The sequence below is a fragment of the Burkholderia sp. MSMB1588 genome (genome assembly GCF_001546925.1).
Taxonomy (GTDB): Bacteria; Pseudomonadota; Gammaproteobacteria; order Burkholderiales; family Burkholderiaceae; genus Burkholderia; species Burkholderia humptydooensis.
In genome coordinates, this window is sequence record NZ_CM003770.1 from 2,656,479 (window position 1) to 2,672,178 (window position 15,700).

The 15,700-nt window shown below is 68.8% G+C and carries 15 protein-coding genes; 7 read left to right on the top strand and 8 right to left on the bottom strand.

The annotated features are described in order from the left end of the window. The first annotated feature begins 76 nt into the window (after positions 1 to 76). The 4 genes from WS92_RS11005 to WS92_RS11020 all read left to right on the top strand — a co-directional run bounded on the left by WS92_RS11005 (position 77) and on the right by WS92_RS11020 (position 5,263). Complete coding sequence (locus WS92_RS11005; protein WP_009914609.1) at positions 77 to 1,165, top strand: ABC transporter substrate-binding protein; 1,089 nt, start codon at positions 77 to 79, stop codon at positions 1,163 to 1,165. 99 nt (positions 1,166 to 1,264) lie between these two features. Further along, complete coding sequence (locus WS92_RS11010; RefSeq protein WP_059930347.1) at positions 1,265 to 3,034, top strand: ABC transporter permease; 1,770 nt, start codon at positions 1,265 to 1,267, stop codon at positions 3,032 to 3,034. Continuing rightward, positions 3,027 to 4,094, top strand: coding sequence for an ABC transporter ATP-binding protein (locus WS92_RS11015; RefSeq protein ID WP_059930272.1), 1,068 nt, complete (start codon positions 3,027 to 3,029; stop codon positions 4,092 to 4,094). Before WS92_RS11010 ends, WS92_RS11015 begins: the two co-directional genes overlap by 8 nt. Positions 4,095 to 4,171: 77 nt before the next feature. After that, on the top strand, positions 4,172 to 5,263 hold the full coding sequence (locus WS92_RS11020; RefSeq protein WP_059930274.1) for a porin: 1,092 nt from the start codon (positions 4,172 to 4,174) through the stop codon (positions 5,261 to 5,263). A 149-nt stretch (positions 5,264 to 5,412) separates the two neighbouring features. Here the strand turns inward: WS92_RS11020 and hpaI are convergent, their stop codons facing one another. From hpaI to WS92_RS11055, 7 genes are all read right to left on the bottom strand, one after another. Then, complete coding sequence (gene hpaI / locus WS92_RS11025) at positions 5,413 to 6,228, bottom strand: 4-hydroxy-2-oxoheptanedioate aldolase (RefSeq protein ID WP_015602902.1); 816 nt, start codon at positions 6,226 to 6,228, stop codon at positions 5,413 to 5,415. A 9-nt stretch (positions 6,229 to 6,237) separates the two neighbouring features. Next, positions 6,238 to 7,041 carry a 2-oxo-hept-4-ene-1,7-dioate hydratase gene (gene hpaH / locus WS92_RS11030; protein WP_006027647.1) on the bottom strand — a complete coding sequence of 268 codons (804 nt, stop codon included), beginning with the start codon at positions 7,039 to 7,041 and terminating at the stop codon, positions 6,238 to 6,240. Between the two features lie 22 nt (positions 7,042 to 7,063). After that, complete coding sequence (locus WS92_RS11035; RefSeq protein WP_006027648.1) at positions 7,064 to 7,456, bottom strand: 5-carboxymethyl-2-hydroxymuconate Delta-isomerase; 393 nt, start codon at positions 7,454 to 7,456, stop codon at positions 7,064 to 7,066. 58 nt (positions 7,457 to 7,514) lie between these two features. After that, positions 7,515 to 8,363, bottom strand: a complete 849-nt coding sequence (gene hpaD / locus WS92_RS11040; RefSeq protein ID WP_059930276.1) for a 3,4-dihydroxyphenylacetate 2,3-dioxygenase — start codon at positions 8,361 to 8,363, stop codon at positions 7,515 to 7,517. A 69-nt stretch (positions 8,364 to 8,432) separates the two neighbouring features. Next, positions 8,433 to 9,896 (bottom strand): 5-carboxymethyl-2-hydroxymuconate semialdehyde dehydrogenase, encoded by a 1,464-nt coding sequence (hpaE, locus tag WS92_RS11045; RefSeq protein WP_006027650.1) that lies wholly within the window; start codon positions 9,894 to 9,896, stop codon positions 8,433 to 8,435. A gap of 23 nt (positions 9,897 to 9,919) precedes the next feature. Next, complete coding sequence (locus tag WS92_RS11050) at positions 9,920 to 10,684, bottom strand: fumarylacetoacetate hydrolase family protein (protein WP_059930278.1); 765 nt, start codon at positions 10,682 to 10,684, stop codon at positions 9,920 to 9,922. After that, the gene (locus tag WS92_RS11055; RefSeq protein ID WP_041862055.1) at positions 10,681 to 11,370 is read right to left on the bottom strand and encodes a fumarylacetoacetate hydrolase family protein; all 690 of its coding nucleotides are present in this window, start codon (positions 11,368 to 11,370) and stop codon (positions 10,681 to 10,683) included. Before WS92_RS11055 ends, WS92_RS11050 begins: the two co-directional genes overlap by 4 nt. A 165-nt stretch (positions 11,371 to 11,535) precedes the next feature. Between WS92_RS11055 and hpaR the strand changes: the two genes are divergently transcribed. Further along, a complete protein-coding gene (hpaR, locus tag WS92_RS11060) occupies positions 11,536 to 11,973 on the top strand; it encodes a homoprotocatechuate degradation operon regulator HpaR (protein ID WP_009914602.1) in 438 nt (145 codons plus the stop codon). 39 nt (positions 11,974 to 12,012) lie between these two features. Here hpaR and WS92_RS11065 read toward each other — a convergent pair whose 3' ends face one another. Further along, positions 12,013 to 13,212, bottom strand: coding sequence for an SDR family oxidoreductase (locus tag WS92_RS11065; protein ID WP_059930349.1), 1,200 nt, complete (start codon positions 13,210 to 13,212; stop codon positions 12,013 to 12,015). Positions 13,213 to 13,605: 393 nt separating this feature from the next. Between WS92_RS11065 and bprR the strand changes: the two genes are divergently transcribed. Both bprR and WS92_RS11075 read left to right on the top strand, forming a co-directional pair. After that, entirely contained in the window at positions 13,606 to 14,328 is a 723-nt protein-coding gene (gene bprR / locus WS92_RS11070) for a two-component system response regulator BprR (protein WP_015603072.1), read from the top strand. Beyond that, positions 14,329 to 15,657 carry an ATP-binding protein gene (locus tag WS92_RS11075; RefSeq protein WP_059930280.1) on the top strand — a complete coding sequence of 443 codons (1,329 nt, stop codon included), beginning with the start codon at positions 14,329 to 14,331 and terminating at the stop codon, positions 15,655 to 15,657. Positions 15,658 to 15,700 lie beyond the last annotated feature (43 nt).

Here is a 15,700-nt window from a genome sequence, read left to right on the forward strand (position 1 = left end):
TGAAAGCACGCTGAAAGTGCGCACCGCTTACCATCCGCGTCACTCGAACCGAACAAAGACGCAACTGGAGGAAGACATGCATCACGCACCAGCCGGCATCGCCGCCGTTCTTTTCGTCGCCGCAAGCACTGTCTGCGCACAGGTCCCGGCCGGCTATCCGGGTAATTACCAACACGTGATCGACGCGGCGAAGCAGGAAGGCAAGCTCGTCGTCTACTCGACGACCGACACCGCGCTCGTGCGCCCGCTCATCAAGGATTTCGAAAGCCTGTACGGCGTGAAGGTCGAATACAACGACATGAACAGCACCGAGCTTTACAACCGTTACGTCAGTGAAAGCGCCGCGAAAAGCGCGAGCGCCGACGTGCTGTGGAACTCGGCGATGGACCTCCAGGTGAAGCTGGTCAACGACGGGCTGATGGCCGCATACGATTCGCCCGAGACGCCGCACGTGCCGCAATGGGCGCAGTACCAGAAGCTGGCTTACGGCACGACCTACGAGCCGCTCGCGATCGTCTACAACAAGCGGCTGATTCCCGAGCACGACGTGCCGAAGACGCGCGCCGACCTGATCAGGCTGCTGCAGTCGCAGCCCGAGAAGTTCAAGGGCAAGGTGACGACCTACGACATCGAGAAATCGGGCGTCGGCTTCAACTATCTGACGCAGGACGCGCACGTGAACGAAAAGGTCACGTGGGAGCTCGTGCGCGCGATCGGCGCGGCGGGCCCGAAGCTGCAGTCGAGCACGGGCGCGATGATGGAGCGGATCTCGTCGGGCGAGAACCTCGTCGGCTACAACATCATCGGCTCGTATGCGTACGCGAAGGCGAAGAAGGACAAATCGATCGGCTACGTGCTGCCGAAGGACTACACGCTCGTCGTGAGCCGCCTCGTGACGATCTCCAGGCAGGCGCAGCATCCGAACGCGGCGAAGCTGTGGGTCGACTATCTGCTTTCGAAGCGCGGCCAGACGCTGATCGCGAACCAGGCGAACCTGTACTCGATCCGCGCGGACGTGTCGGGCGAGACGTCGATGACGAGTCTCGCGAAGGAGTTGGGCGACGCGCTCAGGCCGATCCAGATCGGCTCGGGCCTGCTCGTCTATCTCGACCAGTCGAAGCGCCTCGCGTTCCTCAAGCAGTGGCAGCAGGCGCTCAAGCGCTGAGCCCGCGCGCGTGACGGCGCGCGCGGCGGCCGCCGCGCGCGCCCCTTCCCTTCGTTTTCCTTCTCGTTGACGCGGCCTGCGGGCCGCAAGGGTGAACTCATGCTTACAACCCGCACCGGCCGCCCCTGCGCGCCCATGCCCGGCGCGCTCGTCGGCGGCGCACAGGGCGCGCCGTCGGCGGGCGGACTCTGGCCGCTCGCGGGCATGCTGCGCTGGATCGTCGTCGCCGTCCTGACGATCGCCGTCGCGCTGCCGATCGCGTTCATCGTGTTCCAGAGCCTGTTGTCCGCGCCGTTCTTCGACGCGAACAGAACGCTCTGCGTCGAGGGCTTTCGCTTCATCTTCGGCGATCCCGACTTCTGGTCCGCCGTGAAGAACTCGTTCGTCATCGCGGGCGGGATGCTGTTCATCTCGATTCCGCTCGGCGGCGTCCTCGCGTTCCTGATGGTGCGCACCGATCTGCCCGGCCGCCGCTGGCTGGAGCCGCTCGTGCTCACGCCGGTGTTCGTGTCGCCGATGGTGCTCGCGTTCGGCTACGTCGTCGCGGCGGGCCCGGTGGGCTTCTACTCGGTGTGGTTCAAGGCGCTGTTCGGCGTCGAATCCGTGCCGTGGAACGTCTACTCGATCTTCGCGATCACGGTCATCGTGGGCCTCACGCACGTGCCGCACGTGTACCTGTACGCGTCGGCCGCGCTGCGCAACCTCGGCTCGGACGTCGAGGAAGCGGCGCGCGTCGCGGGCGCGCGGCCGTTTCGCGTCGCGCTCGACGTGAGCCTGCCGATGACGCTGCCCGCGCTGCTCTTCTCCGGCGTGCTCGTGTTCTTCCTCGGCTTCGAGGTGTTCGGGCTGCCGCTCGTGCTCGGCGACCCCGAAGGCCACCTCGTGCTCGCGACGTACCTGTACAAGCTGACCAACAAGCTCGGCGTGCCGTCGTATCACCTGATGGCGGCCGTCGCCGTGTGCATCATCGCGATCACGTTCCCGCTCGTGCTCTTGCAGCGCCACCTGCTGAAATCCGCGAACCGCTACGTGACCGTCAAGGGCAAGGCGGGCCGCGCGACCGTGCTGCCGCTGCGCGCATGGCGCTGGGTCGCGCTCGCGATCGTCGCCGCGTGGCTCGCGCTCACCGTGATCGTGCCGATCTCCGGCATCGTGCTGCGCGCGTTCGTCACGAACTGGGGCGAAGGCGTGCCGCTCGCCGAGGTGCTGACCGTCGCGAACTTCGTCGAGCTGTTCGAGCAGGACAACCTCGTGCGCGCGATCGTCAACACGCTCGGCATCGGCGTGATCGGCGGCGCGCTCGCGATCGGCTTCTATTCGCTCGTCGCGTTCGCGGGCCACCGCCGCCACGACTGGGTCGCGCGCATGCTCGACTACATCGTGCTGCTGCCGCGCGCGGTGCCGGGCCTGCTCGCCGGCCTCGCGTTCCTGTGGATCTTCCTGTTCGTGCCGGGCCTGCGCGAGCTGAAGAGCTCGATGTGGAGCATCTGGATCGCGTACACGGTCGTGTGGCTCGCGTACGGAATGCGCGTGATCCAGAGCGCGCTGCTGCAGGTGGGCCCCGAGCTCGAGGAAGCGGGCCGCAGCGTCGGCGCGACGCGCGCGCGCGTGTCGCTCGACGTGACGCTGCCGCTCGTGCGCTTTGGCCTCCTGGCCGCCTGGCTCCTGATCTTCATGATCTTCGAGCGCGAGTACTCGACGGCCGTCTACCTGCTGTCGCCCGGCACCGAGGTGATCGGCGCGCTGCTCGTGTCGCTGTGGGCAACGGGGGCGGTCGACCAGGTCGCCGCGCTGTCCGTCATCAACATCGCAATGGTCGGCGCGGGACTCGCCGTCGCGTTGCGCTTCGGAGTGAAACTGCATGGATAAGCTCATCGTCGACGATCTGCATCTGAGCTACGGCGCGAACCCGATCCTCAAGGGCGTGTCGTTCGAATTGAACGCGGGCGAGGTCGTGTGCCTGCTCGGCGCGTCGGGCAGCGGCAAGACGACGCTGCTGCGCGCGGTCGCGGGGCTCGAGACGCCGTCGGCCGGCCGCATCCGGCTCGACGAGCGCACCTTCTTCGACGGCGCGAACCGCATCGACCTGCCCGTCGAGGCGCGCTCGCTCGGCCTCGTGTTCCAGTCATACGCGCTGTGGCCGCACCGCACGGTCGCCGAGAACGTCGGCTACGGGCTCAGGCTGCGCCGCGTCGCATCGGGCGAGATCAAGCGCCGCGTGCAGACCGCGCTCGACCAGCTCGGCCTCGGCCACCTCGCCGGGCGCTATCCGCACCAACTGTCGGGCGGCCAGCAGCAGCGCGTCGCGATCGCGCGCGCGCTCGTCTACAACCCGCCCGTGATCCTGCTCGACGAGCCGCTGTCGAACCTCGACGCGAAGCTGCGCGAGGAAGCGCGCGCGTGGCTGCGCGAGCTGATCGTGTCGCTCGGCTTGTCCGCTCTCTGCGTGACGCACGATCAGGCCGAGGCGATGGCGATGTCGGACCGCATCCTGCTGCTGCGCGACGGCCGCATCGAGCAGGAAGGCGCGCCCGCCGAGCTGTACGGCGCGCCGCGCACGCTCTACACGGCCGAGTTCATGGGCAGCAATAACCGGCTCGACGCACGCGTCGACGCCGTCGACGGCGAGCGCGTGACGCTCGCGGGCGACGGCTGGCGGCTCGCGGCGCGCGCACGCGGCGCGCTGCGGCACGGCGAGGACGCGCACGCGGTGATTCGCGTCGAGCGCGTGCAGGTTGCGGACGGCCCCGGCGAGAACCGGCTGCCCGCCGAGCTCGTGGCGTCGATGTATCTCGGCGATCGCTGGGAGTACCTGTTCCATTGCGGCGCGCTGCGGCTGCGCGCGTTCGGCACGGTGCCGCGCGCGGCGGGCCGGCACTGGCTCGAGTTCCCGGCGAACGATTGCTGGGCGTTCGCGAAAGCGGGCTGACCGAGGCCGCGCACGCCGCCCGACGGCGAACGTGCGCGCCCCCTAAAACAACCACCACTCAATCGGAGACACCGAAAATGAAAAAGCATCGCCGCATCGCCGGCACGACTGCGATCTCAGCCGGCCTCGCCGCGTGCGGGAGCCTCTCGGCCGGCCACGCGCTCGCGCAATCGAGCATCACGCTCTACGGGATCATGGACGCGGGCATCGAATACGTGAACCACGCGGCGCCCGACGGCGGCGGCGCGTTCCGGATGAAGTCGGGCAACAAGAACACGTCGCGCTGGGGCCTGCGCGGCGTCGAGGATCTCGGCGGCGGCCTGAAGGCGGTGTTCCGGCTCGAAAGCGGGATCGATCTCGCGAACGGCGCGTTCGACGACGGCCCCGACTCGATCTTCGCGCGGCGCGCGACGGTGGGCCTCAAGGGCAAGTGGGGCGAGCTGACGCTCGGGCGCAACTTCACGGTCACGTACGACTACATGCTGCCGTTCGACCCGATGGGCTACGCGCAGAATTATTCGTGGGCGACGTCGTCGACGGCCACGGGCGGCCGCAAGGACGGCCTCTTCACGCGCTCGTCGAACGCGGTGCGCTACGACGGCGCGCACGGCGGCTTGCGCTTCGGCGCGATGTTCGGCTTCGGCAACGTGCCGGGCAGCGTGAAGACGAGCTCGAAGTACGACTTCGCGCTCGGCTACGAGAGCGGCCCGTTCGCCGCGGTCGTCACGTTCGACCGCCAGAACGGCGCGGCCGACAGCGTGACGCCCGCGGACCCCGTCAACTACGTGCAGGGCATTCACGCGGGCGTCAGCTACGACTTCGGCAACCTGAAGACGATGGCGGGCTACCGCAACTACCGCCGCACGTATCACACGGCGGCGGCGACGCAGTTGAGCGACATGTACTGGATCGGCGGCGCGTACAACTTCACGCCGGCGTTCTCGCTCACGGGCGCGGTCTATCACCAGAACATCAAGGGCGGCGCCGACGCCGATCCGACGCTCGTGTCGCTGCGCGCGCAATACGCGCTGTCGAAGCGCACGGTGCTGTACGCGGCGGGCGGCTTCGCGATCGCGAAGCATGGGCAGAACGTCGGCGTGTCGCGCGATACGCTCGGGTATGCGGATACGCAGGTCGGCGTGACCCTCGGGATGCAGCAGCGGTTCTGATCGAACGGCGCGATGCGCCGCTCACTCATGCGCCGCGATCGCTTCGCGACGGTTGTCGAAAAGCGCGGGATGCGCCCGTCGCCCGAACGGTGACAATCGCCGGCGGCCTCGCCCAAGCGGAATTCGTTTGGGCGCGATGTCGGCTTCGCTCAATACGTCACATCGCCCTCGATCACGCCCGCCCGTTCGCCGCCGGCCGCCGGCCTGAATTGCGCGGCGAGCCGCTCGGCGCCGCGCGCGAGCAGCGTCGTGTCGACGCCGACCGCGACGAACGTCGCGCCGGCTTCGAGATAGCGCCGCGCCGCGCGCTCGTCCGCGCTGAGAATGCCCGCCGCCTTGCCCGCTGCGACGATCGCGGCGATCGCGCGGCCGATCGCCGCCTGCACGTCCGGATGCGCGGGGTCGCCCAGACGCCCGAGATCGGCCGCGAGATCGGCGGGCCCGATGAACACGCCGTCGACGCCGTCGACGCGCGCGATCGCATCGATCGCGTCGAGCCCCGCGCGCGTCTCGACCTGCACGAGCACCGCGATCCGCTCGTTCGCGCGCCGCAGGTAATCGTCGACGCGATTCCAGCGCGACGCGCGCGCGAGCGCGCTGCCGACGCCGCGCACGCCATGCGGCGGATAGCGCGTCGCCGCCACCGCCGCGCGCGCCTCGTCGGCGTTCTGCACCATCGGCACGAGCAGCGTCTGCGCGCCGAGATCGAGCACCTGCTTGACGATGACCGCGTCGTTCCACGGCACGCGCACGACGGGATGCGACGGATACGCGGCGATCGCCTGCAATTGCGCGAGGATCGTCGGCACCGTGTTCGGCGCATGCTCGCCGTCGATCAGCAGCCAGTCGAAGCCCGCGCCCGCAACGACCTCCGCCGCATAGGCGTTCGCCAGCCCGAGCCACAGCCCGATCTGCGCCTGCCCGCGCGCAAGCGCGGCCTTGAACGTGTTCTCAGGAATGCGCATCGTCGTCCGTCATTCGAAGTGGCAATGGATCGCGCCGAGCGGGCCGTAATCGACGTTGAACGTGTCGCCGCTCTGTGCCGCGCACGGCCGCGTGAACGAGCCGCCGAGGATGATCTCGCCCGCGTCGAGCGACACGTCGAAGCGCGCGAGCCGGTTCGCGAGCCACGCGACGCCGTTCGCCGGATGGTTCAGCACGCCCGCCGCGACGCCCGTCTCCTCGACGACGCCGTTGCGCGACATGATCGCCGCGACCCAGCGCAGGTCGACGTCCATCGGCCGCACGGGCCGCCCGCCGAGCACGACGCCCGCGTTCGCCGCGTTGTCGGCGATCGTGTCGAACACCTTGCGCGGGCGCTTCGTGTCCGGATCGATCGACTGGCTGCGCGCATCGATGATCTCGAGCGCGGGCACCACGTAGTCGACCGCGTCGTACACGTCGAACACCGAGCAGTGCGGCCCTTTCAGCGGCTTGCCGAGCACGAACGCGAGCTCGACCTCGACGCGCGGCACGATGAAGCGGCGCGCCGGAATCGTCGCGCCGTCCTCGAAGAACATGTCGTCGAGCAGCGCGCCAAAGTCCGGCTCGTCGATCTGCGACGAAGACTGCATCGCCTTCGACGTGAGGCCGATCTTGTGCCCTTTCAGCACGCGTCCCTCGGCGAGCTTCATGTCGACCCACGTGCGCTGGATCGCGTACGCGTCGTCGATCGTGATCTCCGGGTAGTCGAGCGAGATCTGGCGGATCTGCTTGCGCTCGCGCTCCGCGGCGTGCAGCCGGCGGGCGAGCAACTGGATGGTGGAGGAATCTAGCATTGTCACTGTTGTCGGGATGGGGTCACGCGCCGCGCCGGTAGCGCGCGTGGATGTTGTTGTGCTTGTACGAGCCCGTCTCGCTGAACTCGGCGAGCTCCATCGACAGCGCGAGATAGCGCTGCGCGTAGAGCGCCGCGAAATGCGCCTTGATCGCGTCGAACAGCGCGTCGCACGCGGCCTGTTTCGTCGCATCGTCGCGGCCCGAGCCGATCTTCAGCGTCACGTGCACGAATGCGTCGTCGGCGGTGCCGTCCGCGACGCAGTAATCCTGCAGCTCGATCGCGCGCGAGCGGATGCCGCCCGTCGGAAACACGCCGCCCTGCGCGATCAGCGTCTCGTTGATCGTCTTGAGCAGCACGGGAATCCGTGCGTCGTCGCGAATGTTCGCGGTGTATTCGACGATGATGTGAGGCATGTCGGTTCTCCGTTTTCTTCAGGATGGCGTTCGGCGCGCGAAGCGAACGGCGCGCCGCTCACGGCAGCGGAAAGATCGCGTTGATCTGCCCGGTGCCCGAGCTCGCGAAGTAGTCGGTCACGATCTCGACCGGCTCGTCGTAGCTGTCCCAGCCGAGCAGGCCGAGCAGCATCGCGGTGTCGTGCATGCCGCCCTCGCCGTGGCAATGCGTGCTGTACTCGGGCAGCATCTTGCAGAACGTCGCGAAATCGCCCTGCTTCCACAGCTCGACCACGCGCAGATCGACCTGCCTGTAGAACTCGCGGCTGATCATGTGGATCGCCTCCTCCGGGCTGCCGTTGTCGTTGAAGCGGTGCGACAGCGAGCCGCTCGCGAGGAACGCGACGTTCGAATCGCTCGCCTCGATCGCGTGCCTGAGCGCTTCGCCGAAGCGGCGGCTTTCGTCGAGCGAGTGCCACACGCACCAGCCGGCGATCGACACGACCTTGAAGTGCCGATCGGCGTTCATGTAGCGCATCGGCACGAGCGTGCCGTACTCGAGCTCGAGGCTGTCGATCTCGTGCGCGCGCGTGCCGATCCCGCGCGCGTTCGCGCTCGCCGCGATCAGATGGCCGAGCGCCGGATTGCCCGGATATTCGTAGCGCATGTCGCGGATGAAGTGCGGCAGCTCGTTGCTCGTGTAGACGCCCGCGAAATGCCCGTTGCAGTTCACGTGATAGCCGGCGTTGACGAGCCAGTGCGTGTCGGCGACGACGATCGTGTCGACGCCGAGCGCGCGGCAGCGCTCGCCGATCGCCTGATGGCCGCGGATCGCCTCCGCGCGGCAGCCGTGATGCCGGCCCGGCAGCTCGGACAGATACATCGACGGCACGTGCGTGACCTTCGCGGCAAGTGACAGCTTTCCCATCGTGAGTCTCCTGCCGCGCGGCCGGCCGACGGCCCCGGCGCGCGGCGTATCGTTCGTTGTCGGCGGGCGTCACACGCCCCAACGGGGAATGTGATGGCTGCCCATCGAGATGCACACGTTCTTGATCTCGGCGAACACCTCGAAGCTGTATTCGCCGCCCTCGCGGCCGGTGCCCGATTCCTTCACGCCGCCGAACGGCTGGCGCAGGTCGCGCACGTTCTGGCTGTTGACGAACACCATGCCCGCCTCGATTCCGCGCGCGAGCCGGTGCGCGCGGCCGACGTCCCGCGTCCACAAATACGACGCGAGGCCGTACGACGTGTCGTTCGCCGCGCGCAGCCCGTCCTCCTCGCCGTCGAACGGAATCAGGCACGCAACCGGCCCGAAGATCTCTTCCTGCGCGATGCGCATCCGGTTGTCGACGTCGGCGAACACGGTCGGCCGCACGAAGTTGCCGTTCGCCAGATGCGCGGGCAGGTTCGCCGGCTTGTCCGCGCCGCCCGCGACGAGCCGCGCGCCCTCTTCGACGCCGAGCCGGACGTAGCCCGTCACCTTCTCCCAGTGCGCGCGCGTGATCATCGAGCCCACCTGCGTGTTCTCGTCGGCCGGGTCGCCCACGATCAGGTTGTTCGCGCGGCGCGCGAACTCGGCGACGAACCTGTCGTAGATCGTCCGCTGCACGAAGATCCGCGAGCCCGCCGTGCAGCGCTCGCCGTTGATCGAGAAGATCGTGAAGAGCGACGCGTCGAGCGCGCGGTCGAAATCGGCGTCGTCGAAGATCAGCACGGGCGACTTGCCGCCCAGCTCCATCGAATATTTCTTCAGGCCCGCACGCTCCATGATCCGCTTGCCCGTCACCGTGCCGCCCGTAAACGACACCGCGCGCACGTCCGGATGCCGCACGAGCGCGTCGCCCGCCGTCGCGCCGTAGCCCTGCACGACGTTCAGCACGCCGGCCGGAATGCCCGCCTCGAGCGCGAGGCGGCCGAGCTGGTCGGCCGTGAGCGGCGAGAGCTCCGACATCTTCAGCACCGCGGTGTTGCCGAGCGCGAGACACGGCGCGGTCTTCCACGTCGCGGTCATGAACGGCACGTTCCACGGCGACACGAGCGCGCACACGCCGACCGGCTGGTACAGCGTGTAGTTCAGCATCTGGTCGTCGACCGGATAGCTGCGGCCGTTCATCCGCGTGCACACTTCGGCGAAGAAGTGGAAATTCTCCGACGCGCGCGGGATCAACTGCTTCCTCGTCTGCGAGATCGGCAGGCCGGTGTCCTGCGTTTCGAGCGCGGCGAGCGCGGGCACGTTGCGCTCGATCAGCTCGCCGAGCTTGCGCATCAGCTTCGCGCGCTCCTTCGCCGGCGTGCCCGCCCATTTCGGAAACGCGTCCTTCGCGGCGCGCACCGCCGCGTCGATTTCCTGCGCGCCGCCCGACGCGACCTCGGCGATCGGCTCGCCCGTCGCCGGATTGAACGTCGTGAACGTTTCCCGGCTGTCGACTTCGCGGCCGCCGATCCAGTGCTTGATGCCCATGCGTCTCTCCTTGTGCGGCGGCGTCAGCCGGCGCGATAGTAATCCGCTTCGCCGACGATCGTGTTGACGAGCCGGCCGATCCCCTCGATCTCGGTCACGACCTCGTCGCCCGGCTTCGTGTCGGCGAGCCCCTCGGGCGTGCCGGTCAGGATCAGGTCGCCGGGCGAGAGCGTCATGAATCCGCTGATGTATTCGATCAGCGACGCGACGTCGAAGATCATGTCGCGCGTGTTGCCGCGCTGCGTCTCGACGCCGTTGACCGTCGTGCGCAGCGCGAGATCCGACGCGTCGCCGATCTCGTCGCGGCTCACGAGCCACGGGCCGAGCGGCGTGCACGTGTCGCGATTCTTCACGCGCAGGTTCGGCCGGTAAAAGTTCTCCAGATAGTCGCGAACCGCGTAATCGTTGCCGATCGTGTAGCCGAGCACATGGTCGAGCGCCTGCGCGCGCGCGACGCGCCGCGCCTCGCGGCCGATCACGACCGCGAGCTCGCACTCGTAATGCATGTGCGTGGCGTCGGCGGGCCGCACAGTTTGCGCGCGGTGGCCGACGAACGTGTTCGGCCCTTTCAGGAAGATGAGCGGCTCGGCGGGCGCGCTGAACGCAAGCTCCTTCGCGTGATCGGCATAGTTCAGGCCGAGCGCGAACGTCGTGCGCGGCACGATGGGCGGCAGCCACGAGACGTCCGTCTCGGCGAGCACGCGCCCGGTATCGAGCCGCACGCGCCCTTCGCCCGCCGGCTCGGCCGCGTGCAGCGCGCCGTTGAATACGATGCGCGCGGTCTTCATCGCGCCCCCTCCGCGATCAACGTGTGACGCAGCGTGCCGATGCCCGGCGCGTCGATCTCGATCGCGCTGCCCGCCGCCGCGCGCGGCGCGTTCGGGCCGACGCCGACGAGCAGCACGTCGCCCGCGTCGAACGACATGAACGCCGATACGTCGGCGATCAGCCGCGCGACCGGGCGGATCAGGTTCGCGGTGCTCGCCTCGTAGCGCCGCTCGCCGTCCACGCGCACCGTCACCACGAGCGCGTCCGCGTCGCGGATGCTTGCGCGTGCAACGATCGCCGGCCCGAGCGGGCAAAAGCCGTCGCGGCACTTGAAGCGCACCGCCGGGCGGTAATAATCGGGATGCGGAATCGACACGTCGCTTGCAAGCGTAAAACCTTCAACGAAGTCGAGCGCCTGCTCGGCCGGCACGCGCGTCGTGCGGCGCGCGAACACGACGCCGACCGACGCGCCGATTTCGAGCGCGTCGACGCCCGCCGGCACGACGACGGCCGCGCCGTCGCCCGCGTGCGTGTTCGCGGGCTTCACGTACAGCACGGGCGCCCGCGGCGGCTGGTTGTACGGCGGCGCGTGCACCGCGTCGCCAAGCGCCGCGAGCGCGCCGCGATCGTTGAGCAGCGCGCCGTAGACGGCGCCGATCGGCACCGTCGCGACGCGCGCGCCGCGTTCGACGAGAGACAGCTCCATGCGATTCATCCTCCGCCGCGTCGCGCGGCCGGGTCAATTGCTTAACATATTAACTACAGCATGCGAAAAGAACAACCGCGATAACCCTGATAACCCTGATAAGGCGGTCACCGACGATTTTCGCCCTGCTAAGATTGATGGATCAACTGCCCTTCCAGGACCCTCATGAATCGTAAGTTCGATCACCGCAATCTGGCCATGCTGCTGCTCGAGGCCCGCGAAACGTTGATGGGCCGGTTCCGGCCGATCCTGAAGGAATTTGCGCTGACGGAGCAGCAATGGCGGATCATTCGCGTGCTGGACGGCGAACCGTCTCATGAGCTCGAAGCCGGGCAGATCGCGAAGCGCTGCTGCATCCTGAGCCCGAGCCTCACGGGCGTGCTGGAGAGAATGGAGCGCGACGGCCTGATTCGCCGCACGCGCGCGCAGGAGGATCAGCGCAGGCTGATCGTCAGCCTGACGCCGCAGAGTCGTCAGCTCGTCACGCAGATCGGCCCGCGCATCGACGAGCAGTATCGGCTCCTCGAGCAGCGCTTCGGCGCGGATGCGCTCCGCGAGGTGTACGCGGCGCTCGACAAGCTGATCGAAGTCGGCGGCTCGTGACGCGCGGCCGCCGCGCGCAAGTCCAGGGTCTGTTCGCGCTCATGACAGGCTTGCGCCGGCAGCCGTCCGCGGCATCTGCGCAAGCACGTCGACGCCGCGCGACGTGCGCATGCATTCGTTCACGTAATCGACGAACGGCAGCGGCTCGAAATCGATCTCGCGGCGCACGCGCGCGTTGTCGAACACATGGTCGAGCTCGGCGAACGCGGCGTAAGACTGCAACGCGCGCCGGATCACGCGCTCGCGCGCGGCGTCGCGGCGGCCGAGCACGTCGCGCGCGATCGAAGGAAACTCGGCGGACGAGCAGAGCGCGTAGCGCGGCTCGTCGTCGAGGCCCACCGCCTCGTCCATCGCGCGCACGATCTGTGTGACGGTCGGCGCTTCGTCGCCCGCCGACACGTGGTACGTATCGTGCGCGAGCGACGGCTTGAGCGCGAGCAGCATCAGCGCGCGCGCGCAGTCGTCCACCGCGATCACGTCGATGCGCGCCATCGGCCGCGCGGTGAAGCGGCGCGCCGCGTGAACGATCCGGAACATCCAGAACGTGCTCGCCGACGGCTGCGTGCCGAGCAGCGTGTGCCCGACGACGCACGACGGCCGCACGACGACGAGCGGCAGGCCGAGCGCGCGCAGTTGCGCTTCCGCGTCGCGCTTGCCGCGCGTATACGGCCCGACATCGATCTCGCGGCCGCGCGCCGGCGTATCGTCCTCGTGGATCGTGCCGCGGGCCCTGATCCCGCAGGCGAACGCCGCGCCGACATGCACGAAGCGCTGCAGCCGCCGGCTGCCCGCGAAGCGGCGCGCGAAGTGCAGCGTCGCGTCGACGTTCGTCTCGTTGACGACGCTCGCATCGGCGAGCGACGCGACGCCCGCGCAATGGATCACGTGCGATGCGAGCGCGATGCGCGCCGCGTCCGCATCGGCGAGCGCGCCGTCGAGCTCGCCCGCGATCACGTTCGCCTCGGTCAGCCGCTCGGCCCAGTAAGGCGCGAGCCCGCTCTTGAGCGCCGCCGCGCGCAGCCGCGCGAGCGCGTGCGCGCGGTCGCACGCGCGCACGACGCACACGACGCGATCGAGCAGCCCGGCGTTGACGAGCGACACGAGCACCGCGCCGCCGATGAAGCCGGTCGCCCCGGTAAGCACGATCCGGTCGACGTGCGCGGCCGCGGCGGGCGCGCTCGCGGGCGACACGAGGCCCGCCCGCCAGGTGAGCGAAAGCGCGGTTTTCCAGATCAGCACGATGGGCACCTCCTTCTTCAGAATCAGAAACATCGCCGAGCCCGGCGCGCTGCCCATGCCCTTCATATAATCCGGGCCCGGCCGGTCGAAGCGGCTCTCGTCCGCGCAGCCGTCGTCATGACTCACCGCGGCCGCGACGGACATGAAGCCCGCGAACGGCACGCAGTACCGGAGGGAGTGAAGGGATGGCCGCGCGGTGCCGGGAAAGAGCCAGGGAGTCCGCAGTCTAGGTTCGGGCGCCCGGCGAATCTGTCCCGAATGTTTCGGGAATATGTGCGGATTTGTGTCCGATTGTCGGCGATTGTTGTGGCCGTCCCCGGCGGCCGGCGCGCGCGGCTAGAATGCGCGTGCCCTGCCCGCGCTTCGCGCGCGCAGCCCCTTGCCGAGGAAACCATGAACGAAGTGCCGCTCAAATACCGGGTGCTGCTGATCGAAGACGACGATCGCCTCGCGCAATTGATCCGCGAGTATCTCGACAGCTACGAATTCTCGGTGACGGTGGTACGGCGCGGCGACCTCGCCGTCGGGGCCGTGCGCGAGCATCAGCCCGCGCTCGTGATACTCGACCTGATGCTGCCGCATCTCGACGGCATGGAAGTGTGCCGCCGCATCCGCGGGTTCTCGAACGTACCGGTGCTGATCCTGACCGCGCGCTCGGACGTCTACGATCAGGTGGCCGGCCTCGAGACGGGCGCCGACGACTACGTGACGAAGCCGATCGAGCCGCGCGTGCTCGTCGCGCGCGCCCGCGCGTTGCTGCGCCGCGCGCAGCCGGGCGCGAGCGTCGAATCGCCCGCGAGCGAGACGCTCGTGTTCGGCGAGCTTGCGATCTCGCCGCCGAACCGCACGGTCACGTGGCGCGGCGAGCCCGTCGACCTGAAGACGGCCGAGTTCAACCTGCTGCTGATCCTCGCGCGCTCGGCAGGCACCGTGCTGAGCCGCGACGACATCCTCAAGCAATTGCGCGGCATCGAGTTCGACGGCCTCGACCGCTCGGTCGACTCGGGCATCTCGAAGCTGCGGCGCCGGTTCGAGGACGCATCGTCCGAGCCGCACAAGATCAAGACGATCTGGGGGCGCGGCTATCTGTTCAGCCCGTCCGCATGGGACGACTGAATGCTGCGCTCGCTCGTCAGGCTGTATCTCGTCGTGGTCGTCTGCGCAGCGGCGGCGATCCTTTTCATCAACACGTCGTTCACGCGCTTCTTCTACGACCGGATGTCGAGCGCCGCGCGCGAGACGCTCGGCACCTATGCGTTCGTGCTGAACGATTATCTCGAGCGCCATCCGGGCGAGTCGCGCCAAGGCGCGCTGCGCGAGCTCGCGAAGCACGGCAACGAGGGCTTCGGCTTCATGTCGATCGACGACGCGCGCAAGCTGCTGAGCGCCGAGCAGCGGCGCGATCTCGACCGCGGCGAGATCGCGATCAGCTACGACGGCAAGGACTATTTCATGCCGCTCGTCGACGGCACCGTGCTGCACGCGCGCCCGGACGAGCCGCCCAGCCTCGACATCCAGATCTACGCGTACCTGACCGTCGCGCTCGCGACGCTGCTCGCCGTCGCGCTGTGGATCCACTACCACTGGCGCGACCTGCGCAAGCTCGAGGCGGCCGCGCGCGCGTTCGGCAACGGCCGGCTGTCGACGCGCGCCGAGCTGTCGCGCAAGTCGAACATCTATGAGCTGTCGCAGCAGTTCAACGACATGGCGAAACGGATCGAGGCGTCGATCCAGCAGCAGCGCGAGATGATGCATGGGATCTCGCACGAGCTGAAGACGCCGCTCGCGCGTCTCGAGTTCGGCCTCGCGCTGCTCACGTCGCCGGATGCGACCGAGCGCATGCGCGAGCGGCAGGAGGCGCTTCGCCGCGACGTGCGCGAGCTCGACGAGCTCGTCACCGAGCTGCTGACGATCGGCCGGCTCGAACAGGGCGAGCGGCATCTCGCGCTGATGCAGGTGATGGTCGCGGAGCTGATCGACAGCGTCGCAGCGAGCGTCGCGCACGACATCGCCGATCGCCGGCTCACGCTCGACGTGGCGGCGCGCGGCGCGCCCGCGTGCCACGTGTGCGATGCGAAGCTCGTCGCGCGCGCGCTGCTGAACCTGATTCGCAACGGCATGCGCTACGCGTCGTCGACGATCTCGCTGCGGGCGGCGCTCGGCGAAGCGGGCGCGCTCGTGCTGACTGTCGACGACGACGGCCCCGGCATTCCGGCAGCCGACCGCGACCGCTTGTTCGAACCGTTCCACCGGCTCGATTCGAGCCGCGACCGGCTAACGGGTGGCTTCGGCCTGGGCCTCACGATCGTGCGGCGCGTCGCGCTCGCGCACGGCGGTGACGTGCGGCTCGACGACTCACCGCTCGGCGGCGCGCGCTTCGTGATCACGCTGCCCACGCTCGATGCGCCGGCTCGCGAGCAGAAGGCGCGAAGCGCGGCTGCGTGACGACGCAAGGCGCGAACGCCTGCCGGACTCGGCGGATTCGGCG

Excerpts from the sequence above, each read along its gene's own strand:
- WS92_RS11020 (WP_059930274.1), top strand. The coding sequence starts at position 4,172 with ATGAAAAAGCATCGCCGCATCGCCGGCACGACTGCGATCTCAGCCGGC.
- WS92_RS11005 (WP_009914609.1), top strand. The coding sequence starts at position 77 with ATGCATCACGCACCAGCCGGCATCGCCGCCGTTCTTTTCGTCGCCGCA.
- WS92_RS11015 (WP_059930272.1), top strand. The coding sequence starts at position 3,027 with ATGGATAAGCTCATCGTCGACGATCTGCATCTGAGCTACGGCGCGAAC.
- WS92_RS11035 (WP_006027648.1), bottom strand. The coding sequence starts at position 7,456 with ATGCCTCACATCATCGTCGAATACACCGCGAACATTCGCGACGACGCA.
- WS92_RS11055 (WP_041862055.1), bottom strand. The coding sequence starts at position 11,370 with ATGGAGCTGTCTCTCGTCGAACGCGGCGCGCGCGTCGCGACGGTGCCG.
- hpaR (WP_009914602.1), top strand. The coding sequence starts at position 11,536 with ATGAATCGTAAGTTCGATCACCGCAATCTGGCCATGCTGCTGCTCGAG.
- WS92_RS11050 (WP_059930278.1), bottom strand. The coding sequence starts at position 10,684 with ATGAAGACCGCGCGCATCGTATTCAACGGCGCGCTGCACGCGGCCGAG.
- hpaH (WP_006027647.1), bottom strand. The coding sequence starts at position 7,041 with ATGCTAGATTCCTCCACCATCCAGTTGCTCGCCCGCCGGCTGCACGCC.
- WS92_RS11075 (WP_059930280.1), top strand. The coding sequence starts at position 14,329 with ATGCTGCGCTCGCTCGTCAGGCTGTATCTCGTCGTGGTCGTCTGCGCA.
- hpaI (WP_015602902.1), bottom strand. The coding sequence starts at position 6,228 with ATGCGCATTCCTGAGAACACGTTCAAGGCCGCGCTTGCGCGCGGGCAG.
- bprR (WP_015603072.1), top strand. The coding sequence starts at position 13,606 with ATGAACGAAGTGCCGCTCAAATACCGGGTGCTGCTGATCGAAGACGAC.
- hpaE (WP_006027650.1), bottom strand. The coding sequence starts at position 9,896 with ATGGGCATCAAGCACTGGATCGGCGGCCGCGAAGTCGACAGCCGGGAA.
- WS92_RS11010 (WP_059930347.1), top strand. The coding sequence starts at position 1,265 with ATGCTTACAACCCGCACCGGCCGCCCCTGCGCGCCCATGCCCGGCGCG.
- hpaD (WP_059930276.1), bottom strand. The coding sequence starts at position 8,363 with ATGGGAAAGCTGTCACTTGCCGCGAAGGTCACGCACGTGCCGTCGATG.